The organism is Pseudonocardia cypriaca (assembly GCF_006717045.1).
GTDB lineage: Bacteria > Actinomycetota > Actinomycetes > Mycobacteriales > Pseudonocardiaceae > Pseudonocardia > Pseudonocardia cypriaca.
The window spans coordinates 795,691-811,102 of sequence record NZ_VFPH01000001.1 but is presented as its reverse complement, the minus strand read 5'-3'; the positions used below and the strand labels follow the sequence as shown (position 1 = coordinate 811,102).

Below are 15,412 nucleotides of genomic sequence, written 5' to 3'. Positions count from 1 at the left end.
GAGGTCAGGCCGGGAACCGGTAGCGGGTCTGGGTGAAGGGCGCCTTCCCGAACGCCAGCACCTTCGTCGGGCGGAGACGGAAGACGAGCCCGTCCCGGCCGACCCCGTCGCGGAATGCTCCGTCGCCGATCTCGAAGTGCCAGTCGAGCTTCGCCCGCCACAGTTCCGCCAGCCGGAGTAGGCGCGTCCGGTCGGTCACCCGTTCTGCTCTGCCTTCGACGACGACGTCGAGCCCGGACCGGAGCTGGTTCGTGCCCGTGGTCAGGACGCAGCGGGAGTCACGCGCCAGGTTCTTCGCCTTCTGCTCGTGCCGGCCGACGCAGATGTGGAGCGCCCCCTCGAGCCAGATCGCCGGAAGCGGTGTGACGTGCGGTCGCCCGTCGCTGCGGACCGTCGACAGCCAGAACATCTCCGCCGCCGACAGCTCTGCCTCGACGTCGCTCCACGGCGGGGCAGCGACGTCCGGCTCGCTGAACGCCTCGTTCAGCTCGGGTACGGGACTGGGATGCCTCGAAGTGGTCATGTCCCTTCGACAATCGGGACACCGGCCGATCGACCTTCCGCAGGGGTCTGGATCAATTATTCAGATCACGTGCTCGCCCGGCTGCTCGCCAACGGTTGGCAGGATCTCGGCATGAGCCCTGCCACCGCCCGGATCAGCCGGGTCACCGTCACCCCGGTCGCGTTCGCCGACCCGCCGCTGCTCAACTCGGTCGGCGTGCACGAGCCGTCCGCGTTGCGGGCGATCGTGCGGGTCGCCACCGACGAGGGCCTGGTCGGCTGGGGCGAGACCTCCGCCGACGACGTCCACCTGGAGCGGCTGGGCGCCGTGGCGGCCGAGCTGCCGGGCCACGACGCGTTCGAGACCGAACGCCTGCGGCAGGTGGTCGCGGGCGTCCTCGGGTCCGGCACGGACGGGGGCGACGGCGTCGCGGGCATGATCACCGGTGCCAGCGCGGTGGACCGGGTCTTCTCGCCGTTCGAGGTGGCGTGCCTCGATGTACAGGGCCGGGCGATCGGGCGGCCGGTCGTCGACCTGCTCGGCGGCCGCGTGCGCGACGCCGTGCCGTACAGCGCGTACCTGTTCTACAAGTGGGCCGCTCACCCCGGCGCCGACGCCGACGAGTGGGGCGAGGCGCTCACGCCAGACCAGCTCGTCGCCCAGGCCCGCCGGATGATCGACGGCTGGGGCTTCCCAGCGATCAAGCTCAAGGGCGGCGTGCTCCCGCCCGACGACGAGATCGAGGCCACCCGCGCGCTCGCCGCAGCCTTCCCCGGCGTGCCGCTGCGCCTCGACCCGAACGCCGCGTGGACCCCCGAGACCGGCATCCGCGTGGCGAAGGCCCTGGACGGGCTCGTCGAGTACCTGGAGGACCCGTCACCCGGGATCGACGGCATGGCGCGGGTCGCGGCCGAGGCGCCGATGCCGCTCGCCACCAACATGGCCGTGGTGGCGTTCGACCAGCTGCCGCCCTCCGTCGCGGCCGGCGCCGTGCAGGTCGTGCTCAGCGACCACCACATCTGGGGCGGACTGCGCCGCTCGCAGCTCCTGGCCGGCACCTGCGACACGTTCGGCATCGGCCTCTCGATGCATTCGAACTCCCACCTGGGCATCTCGCTCGCCGCGATGACCCACCTGGCCGCCGCCACCCCGAACCTCACATACGCCTGCGACACGCACTGGCCGTGGAAGACCGAGGACGTCGTGCGGCCGGGCGTGCTGGATTTCGTCGACGGCGGGGTGGCGGTGCCGACCGGGCCGGGGTTGGGGGTCGAGGTCGACGAGGACGCGGTCGCCGCCCTGCACGAGCAGTACCTGCGGTGCGGCCTGCGCCGCCGCGACGACACCGGCTACATGCGCCGCTTCCAGCCGGACTTCGAGCGCAAGCTCGCCTTCTGGTGATGATCACCAGCGCCCGGCTTCGCTGCCGGTGATCGGCTCGGACGGCCTGCCATCGGCGCCGACGGGCACGTCACCGGCCAGCATCACCCGGTGCATCGTCCTCGGGAGACCGAGGTGTGCGTGGTCGCTGGGGGCCAGGTGGATCGTGGCCCGGTTGTCCCAGAAGGCCACGCTGCCCGGCTCCCAGCGGAAGCGGACCGTGTAGTCGGGCCGGACGGCCTGCTCCAGCAGCATGTCCAGGACGGCTCGGCTCTCGGCGCGGGAGAGGTCGACGATCTGCTCGACGTAGTAGCCGTTGACGAACAGCACCCGCTCCCCCGTCTCCGGGTGGACGCGCACCAGCGGGTGCACCGAGGCGACCTGGTGGTCCAGCAGGTGGCGGACGTAGGCGTCATCGCCCGGCCGGGGCTGGTAGCCGACGCCGAGCCGGTGTTCGGCCCTGAGGCCGGCCACGAACTCCCGCATCGGCGCGGACAGTCCCGCGTAGGCCGCGGCCAGGTTGGACCAGGTGGTGTCACCGCCGTAGGGCGGCACGGCCTCGGCGCGCAGGATGGTCGCGGCGGGCGGGTCGACGCGGGCGCCGTGGTCGCAGTGCCAGCCGCGCAGCAGGCTGTGCCGGCGGCGCTGCAGCCACTCGTCGTGCTCCATGCCGAACCGGCCGCCCAGCTCCAACCGGTCGGCGGTGGTCTCCACCTCCGGGAAGTCCGTCGGGGACGCGCTCCCGCGCCTGGCGAGCACAACGGGCTGCCCGAACCGCCGGGCGAACGCGACGTGCCCGGCGTGGTCCAGCTGCTGCCCGCGGAAGAAGACGACCTTCCACCGCAGCACCGCCGCCCTGATCGCCGCGACCTGGGCGTCGTCCAGGTCGCCCGCCAGATCGACGCCCGCGATCTCGGCCCCGATGTACCCGGCGACCGGTCTCACCTCGATCCCGGCCGCCCGGTCCAGCGTGCCCCGCTCCGTCACCATGGCCCTCCGATGGTCGTCCGTACGTCCGCAGTACCGGCTCGACGCAGATCGTGACAGGGGAGCTCGGGCGACGACTAACCATTCCCGTCGCCCCACCGAGCTACTCACATGACGCTGTCCGGCTCGTCGACGCGCTCGTCCGCCCTCCGCGAGGCCGGAGTCTTCCTCGCGATCTGCTACGCGCTCGCGCTGGCGATCGCGATCGCGCTTCCGCGCGCCGGGATCGCCCCGCTGATCAGCATCCTCGTGCCGGTCGTCGCGGTCACCATCACCGTGCTCGTGATGCTCCCCCGCGGCCGGCGGCGAGCGGCGTGGGCGGAGGTGGGGTTCGGGCGTCCGCCTTGGCGGCCGATGGTCGTCGGCGTGGTCGGGTCGATGGCCATCCTCGCCCTGAGCTACGCGATCGCCGCCGCAGTCGGAGTCGTCCGCTTCGTGGCCCCGGACGGCGGCATCGGAGGCTGGTTGCTCGAGCTGGTGCTCACGCTCGTGGTGTTCGGGGTGGTCCTCCTCGGCGAGGAGATCGGGTGGCGCGGGTTCCTGCTGCTCCGGTTCGCCGCCGTCATGTCCGGCCGCCGCGCCGTACTGGCCGCGGGCGCCTGCCAGGCGGCCTTCCACATACCGCTGCTGACGCTCACCACGACGTACCAGGCGGAGGGGAGCCGGTGGATCATCGTGCCGATGGTGATGGTGACGCTGACCCTCGCCGGAGTCTGGTACGGCTGGCTGCGGCTGTGGTCGGGCTCCATCTGGCCCGTGAGCTACGCCCACAGTGCCTTCAACAGCGCGCTGCAAGGCGGTCCCCGCGTCGTGGTCGCGACCTCGCCCGCCGCGATGGCCTACACGACGACGGAGACGGGCATCGTGACGCTGCTGATCGTCCTCGTCACGGCGGTGTACCTGCTGACGCGGCGAGCCGCGGACTTCCGGACGGCTGACCGCTGACCGTGCTGGCCCGGACCACCAGCTCCGGGTCGAAGACGAGGTGCCGTTCCTCGACGGTGCCCGCGATCTCCTCCAGGAGCAGGTCGACGGCCGCGAAGCCGAACGCCTCGTGCGGCAGCCGCACGGAGCTGAGCGGGATGAGCGAGGTCTCGGCGAACTCGATGTCGTCGTAGCCGATCAGCGCGACGTCCTCCGGAGCCCGGACCCCGCCCGCCACCAGCACGTGCATGATGCCGAGCGCGAGCAGGTCGTTCACCGCGAAGATCGCGTCGGGCCGGGTGGTCGCCGGGCGGGCGAGCAGGGTCCTGCCGACCTCGGTTCCGCCGCGGATCGTCCGGTCCCGCGCATCGATCACCTCGAGGGTGGCTTGCGGGTCGGCGTGCACCGCGTCGCTCGCCCCCGTCAGCCGGTCGGCGACCTGCCGCACGCCGAACGGCCCGCCGACGAACGCCAGCCTGCGTCGCCCCAGCTGGATCAGGTGCGCGGCCGCGAGGCGCCCGCCCATCACGTCGTCGATCGACAGAGATGGCTGCTCCGGCGACTGCGCGGCCTGCCCGACGAGCACCGACGGCGTGCCGCGCGACCGGATCCGGGCGAGGCGATCCTCGATCGGCCCGTGCGAGGCCACCAGCATGCCGCTCACCTGCTGCTGCTCGAACAGCTCGAGGTAGGCGTCCTCGCGTTCCCGGCTGCGGCGCGAGTTGGCGATGTAGACGGCGAGGCCCCGCTCCGACGCCCGCTGCTCCACGCCCTCTGCGATCGCCGCGAAGTACGGGTTGCTCACGTCCGGCGCGATGTAGGCGACGGTCGTGCTCGTGCCGAGGCGCAGCCGGCGGCCTGCGTCGTTCCGGACGAAGCCCAGGGCGTCGATGGCTGAACGGATGCGCTCCGCCTTCTCGTCGGACACCTTGTCGGGGTGGTTGAGGTAGTGCGACACGGTGCCGACCGCCACCCCGGCCCGGAGCGCGACGTCGCGGATCGTCACGCGGCCCATTCTGATCTCCTCGTGCCGTCGTATCGTTTCAACCTAGCGAATGCGGGCCCCTGTGAGCCGCAATCGTCGTTCGAAACGTTTCAAGCGCAGGCGAGCGTGCCGCCGCCTACCCGACGAGCGTCTGGGTGCCGAGCACCGTGACGAGCGCCAGGCGCTCGGCGTCCTCGGTGCCGGGTTCGGCGGTGTAGATCATCACGCGCAGGTCGCAGCCGGCGACGGTCAGGATGTCGCAGTCCAGCGTCACGGGGCCGACGTGGGGGTGGTCGATGGTCTTGTGCGACGCCTCGTGGGACCCGACGGCACCGGTGTCCCACAGCTCGGCGAACCGGGCGCTGTCGGCGCGCAGCTCCGCGACCAGCCGCCGCAGCGCCTGGTCGGCCGGATACCGGGCGGCGGCGGCGCGCAGGTCGGCGACGAACGCCGTCGCGAACGGCCCCTCGGCCTCGGGGGTGTGCCGGACCCGCCTGCTCAGGCCGAAGAAGTACCGCCACACGCCGTTGCGCTCGTTGCCGCGCCAGGCCGCCGGGTCGCCCATCAGCGCCGCGTACGCCGGGTTGGCCGCCAGCAGGTTCCAGGACGCGTCGTAGACCGCCACCGGTGTACCGGCCATCCGGTCCAGCATCCGCTGGACGCTCGGGGTGATGTGCGTCGGCACGGTCTGCGGTCCCGGCGGGACGAGCCCGGCCAGCCGGAACAGGTGGGCGCGCTCGGTGCCGGACAGGCGCAGGGCCCTGGCCAGTGCGTCGACGACCTGCGCCGACGGGTTGGAGGCGCGGCCCTGCTCGAGCCGGGTGACGTAGTCGACGGAGATCCCGGCCAGCTGGGCCAGCTCCTCCCGGCGCAACCCGGCCGCGCGGCGGTACCGGCCGCCGGGGAGCCCGGCGGCGGCCGGGGAGGCCCGGTCGCGCCAGCGCCGCACCGCCTGCCCGAACTCCGACGTCGCCCCGTCACCAGCCACGCCCCCAGTCTGCGCCACGACCGGCGGACCGTCCTGGTACCGCTGTTCCCACGAAGACGGGACGCCTGGCTGATCGCCCCGCCCGGCCGAACCCTGGGGTCATGACAACCGACGACGACACCCCCGTCTGGCTCATCACGGGCTGCTCGACCGGCCTGGGCCGGGAGCTCGCCCGTGCCGTCCTCGAACGCGGCTGGAAGGCGGTCGTCACCGCCCGCCGGCCGGAGCAGGTGGCCGACGTCGTCGCAGGCCACGAGGACCGGGCGCTCGCCCTCGAGCTCGACGTCACCGACGCCGGCCGGATCGCGGAGGTCGTCGAGCAGGCCGAGGCCACGTTCGGCCGGATCGACGTCCTGGTCAACAACGCCGGGTACGGCTACCTCGCCGCGATCGAGGAGGGCCAGGACCAGGAGGTCCGCGCCCTGTTCGACACCAACGTCTTCGGGCTGGTCGACCTCACCCGCGCCGTGCTGCCGGGCATGCGCGGGCGGCGCAGCGGCCACATCGTGAACGTCTCGTCCCTCGGAGGGCTGGTCGCGTTCGGGGCCACCGGCTACTACCACGCCACCAAGTTCGCGGTGGAGGGTCTCTCCGAGTCCCTCGCGGCCGAGGTCGCCCCGTTGGGCATCGGGGTCACGATCGTCGAACCCGCCGCGTTCCGCACCAACTGGTCGGGCCCCTCCATGCAGCAGTCCCCGGTACACATCGACGACTACGCCGACACCGCGGGCGCCCGCCGCGCGACGACCCTGGCCACCTACGGGCACCAGCCGGGGGACCCGGCCCGCGCCGCCGACGCGATCATCACGGCGGTCGGGGCGGCGCAGCCACCGCTGCGGCTGCTGCTCGGCAGGGCCGCCTACGACATCGCATCGGCCAGGCTGGACTCCCTGCGGGCCGGCTTCGACGAGTGGCGGGACCTCACCCGCGGCGTCGACTACCCGGAACGGCTCTGATACGCCAGTAGCCGCAGGGCGTCGGCGGAGCTCGCATCGTTCGGGGTGTAGATCTCGAGCCGGTGGTCGGGGCTGTCGGGCTGGAGCCACACCTGGTACGCGACGCTCACGGCGCCGATCGTGGGGTGTTGCAGGTCCATCGTCCCGACGGTGCAGTCGGCGACGTCCCCGGCCGCCCACATCGTCGCGAACTCGTCGCTGCCCATCGTGAGCTCCCCGATCAGTTCGGCCAGCCGCGCGTCCGTGGGGTACCGGCCGGCCGTGAGCCGGAGGAACGCGACGTGGGCGTTCGCGACCTCGTCCCAGTTGCGGTGCATGTCGCGGGTGAGCGGGTCGAGGAAGAACATCCGCGGGATCGACGGCCGGTGTGCCGGGTCGGCCGGCGCGTCGAAGGCGACGTGCTCGGCCTTGAGCGCGTGACCGGCGCGGTTCCAGGCGAGCACGTCGCCCCGCCTGCCCAGCACGATCGCAGGCGTCGTGTCACCGAGGGACTCCAGCAGCGCGAGGACCCGCGGGTGGGGTTCCTCGCGGGGCGGTTCGGAGAGCCCCCTGCCGGCGGGTTGCCGAGCGAGGTTGTGCAGGTGGACGGTCTCGATCTCGTCGAGCTGCAGAACCCGCGCGAGAGCGTCGAGGACCTGCTCGGAGGCGGTCTCGGCCTGGCCCTGCTCCAGCCGCGTGTAGTACCCCGCGCTCATGCCCGCGAGCTGGGCGAGCTCCTCACGTCGCAGGCCGGGGACCCGGCGGGCGGTCCCGTACGTGGGAAGGCCGATCCGAGCCGGCGTGACGCGGTCACGACGGCTCTTGAGGAACGCTCCCAGGCTCTCCACGACATCGAGGCTAAGCCGCCGAAGCACGCCGATGGGTGCACCTGCTGGGTCTACCCACAGCACGGGGATGGCTGTCGCGCGCAGCCGGCCGGACCGTCGCCCACATGACTCACGACTCCCCCGGCCTGCGGTCCTGGCTCGGGCTCTCGGTGATCCTCGGGCCCGTGCTGCTGGTGTCCATGGACGGCTCGATCCTGTTCCTGGCGATGCCCCGGATCAGCCAGGCCCTCACCCCCACGGCCGACCAGGCCTTGTGGATCCTCGACATCTACGGCTTCGCCGTCGGCTCCCTGCTGATCGCGTTCGGCAACATCGGCGACCGGTACGGCCGGCTGAAGCTGCTCATGATCGGCGCGGCAGTCTTCGGCATCGGCTCGACGGGAGCGGCGTTCGCGCCGAGCCCGGAGCTCCTCGTCGCAGCGCGGGCGCTGATGGGGGTGGCCGGCGCGACGCTCCTGCCGTCGGCGCTGGCCGTGCTGAGCGAGCTGTTCCCCGACCCGCGACGACGGGCGCAGGCGATCGGCATCTTCGCCGCGGCGTTCGCGGCCGGGTTCGCCATCGGCCCGATCCTCGGCGGCGTCCTGCTGGAGCGGCTGTGGTGGGGTTCGGTCTTCCTGATCAACCTTCCCGTGATCGCCGTGTTCCTCGTCCTCGCACCGGTCCTGCTCCGCGAGGTGCGCGCGACCCGCCCCGGGCGCGTCGACGCGGCCGGCGTCGTGCTCTCCACGGCCGGCCTGCTGCTCACGATCTACGGCCTCAAGCACGCCGCCGCAGAAGGCCTGTCGGTGACCGCGGTCGCCGTGGGCATCGCGGGCCTCGTGCTGCTGGTCTGGTTCGCGCGCCGGCAGCGGCACCTCGCGCACCCGCTGATGGAGTTCTCGCTCTTCCGCGACCGCGTGTTCACGGTGGCGGTCATCACCGGACTGCTGCCGTTGGCCGCGTGGTCGGCGACCGCGTACCTGTCGGGGATCTACCTGCAGTCCGTGCTCGGCTTGCCGGTCCTGGACGCCGCGCTCCTCGCGATCCCCGGCGCCGCGGTGCTCACCACCAGCTGCATCGTCACGCCGGTCGTGGTCGACCGCATCGGCAAGCGGACCGCGCTCATCGTCTGCCACGCCTCGATCGCGGCCGGTCTCCTGTTCCTGCTCCCCGTCTCGGTGACGGGCGGGATCGGCTGGTACGTCGCGTCCACGGCCGTCGCGGGAGTCGGCTACGGCATCTCCTTCGCGGTCGTCGCCGACACCGCCGTCGGCGCGGTCCCCATCGAACGGGCCGGCTCGGCGGGCGCGATCGCGGAGACCAGCAACGAGATCGGCAACGCCCTCGGCATCGCGCTCCTCGGCTCCCTCGCCGCACTGGTCTTCCGGCTGCAGGGACCCGACGTCGCGGCCACCCTCGACGAGACGCTCCAGCTCCCCGGCCTCGCATCCGCGACGGTCGAGGAAGCGAAGACGGCCTTCGTCACCGGCCTGCACGTGGCCGCCGCAGCGGCCGCCCTGCTGCACGTCGCACTCGGGGCACTCGCGCTCCGCTGGCTGTCCGGGTCGCCGACAGCGCCGCCGGTGCCCTCGATGATGGAGCGCTGACGGGGCGGTCGGTCGACGTCGATCAGCCGTCGATCCTCCGGATCCGCAGCGCCAGCGCCTCGCCGGCCGGGAGCGCGACGGGCTCCCCGTCGGCCCAGGCGTCGTTGCGCTCCACGGAGGTGAGCGTGAACTCGCGGCCGACCGGCTCCACCGTCGTGTTCCAGGTGTCGATCACGTCGACGGCGAACCGGTCGCCCACCTGCAGCCGCTCGCCCACCACGCCCTGGGGCAGGCGGAACGTCCAGGTCGGCGGGGCGTCGAGGCCCAGGTACTGCAGGTAGACCTGCCGCGGGATCCCGGCGGTGTTGGTGGGGTCGTCCCACTTGTCGATCGGGTCGAGGCCGGCGCCGTCGACCTCCTCCAGGATCCGGCGCAGGAACGCCAGCCGGGGCGGGCTCTCGCCCCGGAACCGGCCGCCGGCCACGATCGAGAGCGTGCCGCCGTCGACGAGGTAGCTCTCGCCGTGGCTCGCGTAGGTGCCGCTCACGGTGGCGATCCAGAAGCGGTGCACCAGCTCGCGGGCCGACAGGTTGCCCCACCGCTCGGCGGTGTCACCCTCGTACTTGATCTCGTCGAGCACGATCGGCCTGCGGTAGGTGTCGCGGTAGAGCAGGGCCCGGCCGAAGTCGGCCACGGCCGACCCGTTCTGCAGCGACACGTGCGTGACCCACGGCTTGTTGTGGTCGTACAGGCGGATCCAGTTGTGGATCGAGCGCAGCCGCGTGTGCGGATCGGCGTCCCGGAGCGTGCGGAACACACCGTCCCAGCGCTCGTCGGGGCGGTCGAGGATGTCGTACTCGTTCGCGAGCGACCACCACACGTTCCGGTACGCCGAGAGGCGAGCGACGAGATGCCGCAGGTAGACCTCGTCCTGTTCGGCGGTGAGGCCGTCGAGGCCGAACCGTCCGCCGTCGTAGGGGTGGAAGAGGATCACGTCGGCCTGCACACCGACGTCGAGCAGGTCGCGCACGGCGCGGTCGATCCGCCGGAAGAACGCCGCGTCGATCCGCGAGACGTCCCACCGGTCGCCGTCCCTCGCGAACGGGAACGCGTCCGGCACGTGCCCGACGTGGTTGCCGCCCTGCGGGAACACGAGGAAGCGCAGCTTGGTGAAGCCTGCCGCGGCCACCGACTCCAGCGTCTCGCGGTAGTGGTCCTCCGGCTGGTGCGCCCAGTTGTAGACGGTGGTGCCGACCGGCCGGTACGGCGTGCCGTCGGCGTAGGCGAAGTGGAAGGTGCCGGCGACGCCGACCGGCCCGTGGTTCCTCGGCGAGGGCGGTCCGACCTCGAAGGTTCCGGTCCGGCCGTCGAGCTCGGCGTCTCCGGACGTCGTCGAGTACGACCACTCCCCCTCGGCGTCGGGCGAGAACCGGACGACGTGCGTGCCGTCGCCGTCGTAGAAGCCGGGGACGCGCACCGCGCGGTCGCCGTGCGTGAAACGGGCCTCGACGGCGGCGGCCTCCGAGCCGGGGAAGCGTGCCTCGAACACGCCCCACCGCTCGATCAACGGTCTCTCCACAGGTGCCGGGGCACGTATCCCAGCCGCGTCGCTGCCTTGTCGATCGACAGGAGGGTCTCGAACTCCCCGAGCTCCTTGCGCAGCGGCACGCCCGGGAACCACGCCGCCGCGAGCTGCGCGGACGGGATGGTCAGGCCGGTGTCCGATGCGGCGATGGCGTAGGCCTCGAAGCCGGGAGGGGCCTTCTCCACCGCGAGCGAGACCGCGAGCGCGGCGTCGCGCGCGTCGACGTAGGAGCCGAGCAGCTCGCGGCGGTAGTCCAGCTCGCCCGCTCGCTCGAACGACCCGTACTCGTTCTCACCGACGACGTTCGTGAAGCGCAACGCGGTGACCGAGAGCTGCGGGTCCCAGCGCACGAGCTGGCCGACCATCGTCTCTTCCATGACCTTCACCAGGCCGTAGGTGTTGTTCGCGGCCGTGTAGCCCTCGTCGAGCGGGAGGTAGGGCGGCGGCTCCTCGAACGGGAACCCCATCGCGATGATGCTGGAGGCGTAGACGATCTTCTTGATCCCGGCCCGGTGGGCGCCGAACAGCACGTTGAACGAGACCGCCATGTTGTGGTGGAACGTGGTGGCGTCCGGGACGAGCCCGTTGACGGGGATCGCGGCGAGGTGGACGAGCGCGTCGACGCCGTCGTGGCGGGCGGTCACGCCGAGGAGCGCGTCGAGGGCCTGGCCGTAGTCGCGCAGGTCGACGCGGGTGAAGCCGGGGCCGCGCGGTCCGTCGAGGTCGAAGCCGACCACCTCGTGGCCGTCGGCGAGGAGCCGCGCGGTGGTGGCGCGCCCGATCTTGCCGTTGCTCCCCGTGATCGCGATGCGCATGCACCGATCCTCGACGGCGCCTTGAAACGTGTCAACAAGGGGATCTTGGACGGCTAGTATCCGTTGAATCGTCTCAACCCGCGCGAGGTGCCCCTTGGCGTTCACGCCGTCCCGTCCCGCCGTCGAGCACCACCGGGAACCCTTCGGAATTGGGGAGCCGCGTCCCCGGCTCTCGTGGACTACCCCCGCACCGGACGGGTGGCACCAAGCAGGATACGAGATCGAGATCGTCCGGCGATCCATCGCCCGCACGCACGTGGTGCTCTCGGCCGAGCAGATCCTGGTGCCGTGGCCGGAGGAACCGCTCGCCTCCCGGGAGCGCGCCACCGTCCGGGTCCGGGTGCAGGGCACCGACCGGTCCTGGTCGATGTGGAGCCCGGAGACGGAGATCGAGACGGGGCTGCTCGAGCCGTCCGGCTGGGTGGCCCGCCCGGTCGGCGGCGCGTGGCCGGAGGACCTCGACTCCGACGACCGGCGCCCCGCGCTCGTGCGCCGCGCCTTCGACGTCACCGGCGGCATCGTGAGCGCGCGCGTCTACGCCAGCGCGCACGGCCTCTACGAGCTGGAGATCAACGGCACCCGCGTCGGCGACGACGTCCTCTCACCGGGCTGGACCGTCTATCCGAAGCGGCTGCGCTACTACACCTACGACGTCACGGGCCTGCTCCGCGCCGGGGAGAACGTGATCGGCGGCTGGCTCGGCGACGGCTGGTACCGCGGGCGGCTCGGCTGGCGTGGCGGGTTCCGCAACCTGTTCGGCTCCGACCTCTCCCTCATCGCCCAGCTGGAGATCCGGTACGCCGACGGCCGCACGCAGACAGTCGCCACCGATGCCGACTGGCTCGCCGCGACCGGTCCGATCGTCCGCACGGGCAACTACGACGGCGAGGACTACGACGCCCGCGACGAGCGACCCGGCTGGTCGAGCCCCGGTCTCGACCCCGCGGGCTGGACGCCCGTCGCCGTCCGCGACCGCGACCCGGCCACCCTCGTCGCCCCGACCGGCCCGCCCGTGCGGTGCACGGAGGAGATCGCACCCGTCGCCGTGCTGACCACGCCGAGCGGTAAGCGGGTGCTCGACTTCGGGCAGAACCTGGTCGGACGACTCCGGATCCGGGTGCACGGCGAACGCGGCGCGAAGGTGGTGATCCGCACCGCCGAGGTGCTGCAGGACGGCGAGCTGTACCAGCGACCGCTGCGCGACGCGCGGTCCACCGACACCTACGTCCTCGCCGGGCGACCCGGTGGCGAGGAGTGGGAGCCGCGGTTCACCTTCCACGGCTTCCGGTACGCCGAGGTCGAGGGGCCTGCCGACCTCGACGCGATCGCGCGCGTCCTCCATTCCGACCTGGAGCGCACCGGCTGGTTCACCTGCTCCGACCCCCTGCTGGAGCGGCTGCACGAGAACGTCGTGTGGAGCATGCGCGGGAACTTCGTCGACATCCCCACCGACTGCCCGCAGCGTGACGAGCGGGTCGGTTGGACCGGCGACCTGCAGGTCTTCGCGCCGACGGCCGCGTTCCTCTTCGACGTGACCGGGATGCTCTCCTCGTGGCTGCAGGACGTCGCGGCCGAGCAGCTGCCCGACGGCACCGTGCCGTGGTACGTGCCGGTGATCCCGGCCCACGAGGTGTGGACGCCGATCCGGCCGGGCGCCGCGTGGGGCGACGTCGCCACGCTGACGCCGTGGGTGCTCTACGAGCGCACCGGCGACTCCGGGCTGCTGGAGGCCCAGTACGGCTCCGCCAGGGCCTGGGTCGACCTCGTCGACCGGCTGGCGGGCGAGGACCACCTCTGGGACAGCGGCTTCCAGCTCGGCGACTGGCTCGACCCGTCGGCGCCCCCGGACGACCCGGCCGCCGGGCAGACCGACAAGTACCTCGTCGCCACCGCCTACTTCGCGGCGTCGAGCCGCGCGGTGGCGCGGATGGCCACCGTGCTCGGCCGGGAGGAGGACGCCGCCCACTACGAGAAGCTCGCGGACGCCGTCGGAGAGGCGTTCTGCGCGGCGTACGTGCTGCCGGATGGGCGGATGGTCAGCGACTCCCAGACCGCCTACTCCCTGGCCATCGGCTTCGACCTGCTGCCCTCCGAGGACGCCCGCGCCGCCGCGGGGGCCCGCCTGGCCGAGCTGGTGGCCGCGGCCGGGAACCGGATCGCGACCGGCTTCGTCGGCACCCCGCTCGTCACCGACGCCTTGAGCTCCACCGGCGAGCTGGCCACCGCCTACGACCTGCTGCTCGGACGGGAGTGCCCGTCGTGGCTCTACCCGGTGACGCAGGGCGCCACCACGATCTGGGAGCGCTGGGACAGCCTCCTGCCCGACGGCCGCGTCAACCCGGGCTCGATGACCTCGTTCAACCACTACGCCCTCGGCGCGGTGGCCGACTGGCTGCACCGGGTGGTCGCGGGCCTCGCGCCCCTCGCCCCCGGCTACTGCGAGGTGCGCTTCGCGCCGCGGCCGGGCGGCGGCCTCACCCGCGCCGCGGCCCGGCACCGGTCGCCGTACGGGATGGTGGGCATCAGCTGGGAGCTGGTCGACGGCACGCTCACCGTCGACACGGAGCTGCCGACCGGCACCACCGGCGTGCTGGACCTCGACGGCGAGCCACCGCACGCACTGGGCCCCGGCAAGCACCGCCACACGGTCACGATCGCCGCCGGGACGTCGTGATCCCTCCTCGGAGGGGTCATTCGCGCTGCCGGCCCCCGCACAGAGCGTCGTCGACGAGCCGGTCGGCGGCCTGCTGCTGGTGGATGGCGCTCTCGGCCGAGCCGGCCAGCGCGCTGGACATGGAGACGATGACGCTGCGGGCGCCGTCGGGTGTCACGCCGCCCTCGGTGATGTAGCCGGTCACGCCGCCGCTGTGGCCCCAGTAGACGCCGCCGCACGACAGCGGCCGCGCGCGCAGGCCCAACCCGTAGCGGCCACCCGGCCAGACCTGCTCCACCTCCTCGTTCACCGGGACGGTCTGCTGGGCCTGCGCCAGCTGCGCAGAGCCGAGGAGGGTGCCGTCGAGGAGGGAGCGGTAGAACCGGTTGAGGTCGGCCGTGGTGGAGACCATGCCGTGGGCGGCGTTCGCCTCGACGAGCTCCGTGACGTCCCACAGCGGGCCCTCCGGCGCGAACCGCTGGTAGCCCCGTGCGTGCGGCTCGGGGAGGCGGGGATCCGCACCCGGCCAGACCGTCTGCTCCAGCTCCAGTGGCTGCAGGATCCGCGCATCGGCCTCCTCGTACCAGGGGTGCCCGGTGAGGCGCTCGACGATCATGCCGAGCAGGAGGTAGCCGGTGTTGCTGTACGCCCACGCCGTTCCCGGCGCGAAGTCGGGCGGGTGCCTCATGGCCCGGGCGACCAGCTCCTCCGGCGGGAAGGGGTGGAAGCGGCGCTCGAGATACGGCTGGGGCGTGTCGTGGCCGGGGTCGTCGTCGTGGATGCCGCTGGTGTGCTGCAGGAGGTGGCGGACCGTGATGGCGTTGCCGTCGTTGCCGTTGCCGGTAACCACGCCGGGAAGGTGCCGCTCGACGGCGTCGTCCAAGGAGAGCGCGCCCTCGCCCACCAGCTGCAGCACCACGGTGGCCACGAAGGGTTTGGTGTCGCTGCCGATCCGGAAGTACCCATCGGGGTCCACCTCCTCGTTGCTCGTGGTGTCGGTGACGCCGCTGGTCACGACGATGTGCTCGCCGCCCTCGGTGACCAGGCGGGCGTGGACGCCGGTGACACCGAGGTCGCGGATGGCATCGGCGCCCCGTTGGAGTGCGGCCTGATCTGGGCCGTCGCCGGCCTCCACGCCCACGCCGCAGGCGGCCACGGTGACGACCATCGCAGCTGCCGTCCAGCGCAAGATCTGCATGGTCATCAGGTTGGGGCGGCGACGCCCGTCGGACGATACGGCGCGCCCCCGGGCCGCAGTGGGGCCTGCCCGACCTCGTGTTCTGC

At 72.6% G+C, this 15,412-nt stretch carries 13 protein-coding genes; 5 read left to right on the top strand and 8 right to left on the bottom strand.

The window, feature by feature from the left end:
• Positions 1-4 precede the first annotated feature (4 nt).
• The gene (locus FB388_RS03820; protein ID WP_142096941.1) at positions 5-523 is read right to left on the bottom strand and encodes a pyridoxamine 5'-phosphate oxidase family protein; all 519 of its coding nucleotides are present in this window, start codon (positions 521-523) and stop codon (positions 5-7) included.
• A 111-nt stretch (positions 524-634) separates the two neighbouring features.
• On the opposite strand from FB388_RS03820, the gene FB388_RS03815 reads away from it, so the two are divergent.
• Complete coding sequence (locus FB388_RS03815) at positions 635-1,903, top strand: glucarate dehydratase family protein (protein WP_142096939.1); 1,269 nt, start codon at positions 635-637, stop codon at positions 1,901-1,903.
• A gap of 3 nt (positions 1,904-1,906) precedes the next feature.
• On the opposite strand, the gene FB388_RS03810 is transcribed toward FB388_RS03815, so the two are convergent.
• Positions 1,907-2,872 carry a TauD/TfdA dioxygenase family protein gene (locus FB388_RS03810; protein WP_142096936.1) on the bottom strand — a complete coding sequence of 322 codons (966 nt, stop codon included), beginning with the start codon at positions 2,870-2,872 and terminating at the stop codon, positions 1,907-1,909.
• Positions 2,873-2,980: 108 nt separating this feature from the next.
• On the opposite strand from FB388_RS03810, the gene FB388_RS03805 reads away from it, so the two are divergent.
• Positions 2,981-3,814: a CPBP family intramembrane glutamic endopeptidase gene (locus FB388_RS03805; protein ID WP_142096933.1), complete on the top strand. Its 834-nt coding sequence runs from the start codon at positions 2,981-2,983 to the stop codon at positions 3,812-3,814.
• Here FB388_RS03805 and FB388_RS03800 read toward each other — a convergent pair.
• Both FB388_RS03800 and FB388_RS03795 read right to left on the bottom strand, forming a co-directional pair.
• The gene (locus FB388_RS03800) at positions 3,756-4,808 is read right to left on the bottom strand and encodes a LacI family DNA-binding transcriptional regulator (RefSeq protein ID WP_142096929.1); all 1,053 of its coding nucleotides are present in this window, start codon (positions 4,806-4,808) and stop codon (positions 3,756-3,758) included. The two genes, FB388_RS03805 and FB388_RS03800, sit on opposite strands and share 59 nt — an antisense overlap.
• A gap of 106 nt (positions 4,809-4,914) precedes the next feature.
• Positions 4,915-5,766: a helix-turn-helix transcriptional regulator gene (locus FB388_RS03795; protein WP_246121578.1), complete on the bottom strand. Its 852-nt coding sequence runs from the start codon at positions 5,764-5,766 to the stop codon at positions 4,915-4,917.
• A gap of 101 nt (positions 5,767-5,867) precedes the next feature.
• On the opposite strand from FB388_RS03795, the gene FB388_RS03790 reads away from it, so the two are divergent.
• Positions 5,868-6,722, top strand: coding sequence for an oxidoreductase (locus FB388_RS03790; RefSeq protein WP_142096926.1), 855 nt, complete (start codon positions 5,868-5,870; stop codon positions 6,720-6,722).
• On the opposite strand, the gene FB388_RS03785 is transcribed toward FB388_RS03790, so the two are convergent.
• Positions 6,704-7,549, bottom strand: coding sequence for a helix-turn-helix transcriptional regulator (locus FB388_RS03785; RefSeq protein ID WP_142096924.1), 846 nt, complete (start codon positions 7,547-7,549; stop codon positions 6,704-6,706). The genes FB388_RS03790 and FB388_RS03785 overlap by 19 nt on opposite strands.
• 104 nt (positions 7,550-7,653) lie before the next feature.
• On the opposite strand from FB388_RS03785, the gene FB388_RS03780 reads away from it, so the two are divergent.
• The gene (locus FB388_RS03780) at positions 7,654-9,135 is read left to right on the top strand and encodes an MFS transporter (protein ID WP_142096921.1); all 1,482 of its coding nucleotides are present in this window, start codon (positions 7,654-7,656) and stop codon (positions 9,133-9,135) included.
• A gap of 22 nt (positions 9,136-9,157) precedes the next feature.
• Here the strand turns inward: FB388_RS03780 and FB388_RS03775 are convergent, their stop codons facing one another.
• Positions 9,158-10,642, bottom strand: coding sequence for a DUF5060 domain-containing protein (locus FB388_RS03775; protein WP_211361750.1), 1,485 nt, complete (start codon positions 10,640-10,642; stop codon positions 9,158-9,160).
• Positions 10,639-11,475: an NAD-dependent epimerase/dehydratase family protein gene (locus tag FB388_RS03770; RefSeq protein WP_142096916.1), complete on the bottom strand. Its 837-nt coding sequence runs from the start codon at positions 11,473-11,475 to the stop codon at positions 10,639-10,641. Before FB388_RS03770 ends, FB388_RS03775 begins: the two co-directional genes overlap by 4 nt.
• Positions 11,476-11,569: 94 nt before the next feature.
• Between FB388_RS03770 and FB388_RS03765 the strand changes: the two genes are divergently transcribed.
• Positions 11,570-14,149, top strand: a complete 2,580-nt coding sequence (locus tag FB388_RS03765; protein WP_142096913.1) for an alpha-L-rhamnosidase — start codon at positions 11,570-11,572, stop codon at positions 14,147-14,149.
• Between the two features lie 16 nt (positions 14,150-14,165).
• Here the strand turns inward: FB388_RS03765 and FB388_RS03760 are convergent, their stop codons facing one another.
• Positions 14,166-15,326 carry a serine hydrolase domain-containing protein gene (locus tag FB388_RS03760; protein ID WP_170225463.1) on the bottom strand — a complete coding sequence of 387 codons (1,161 nt, stop codon included), beginning with the start codon at positions 15,324-15,326 and terminating at the stop codon, positions 14,166-14,168.
• Positions 15,327-15,412 lie beyond the last annotated feature (86 nt).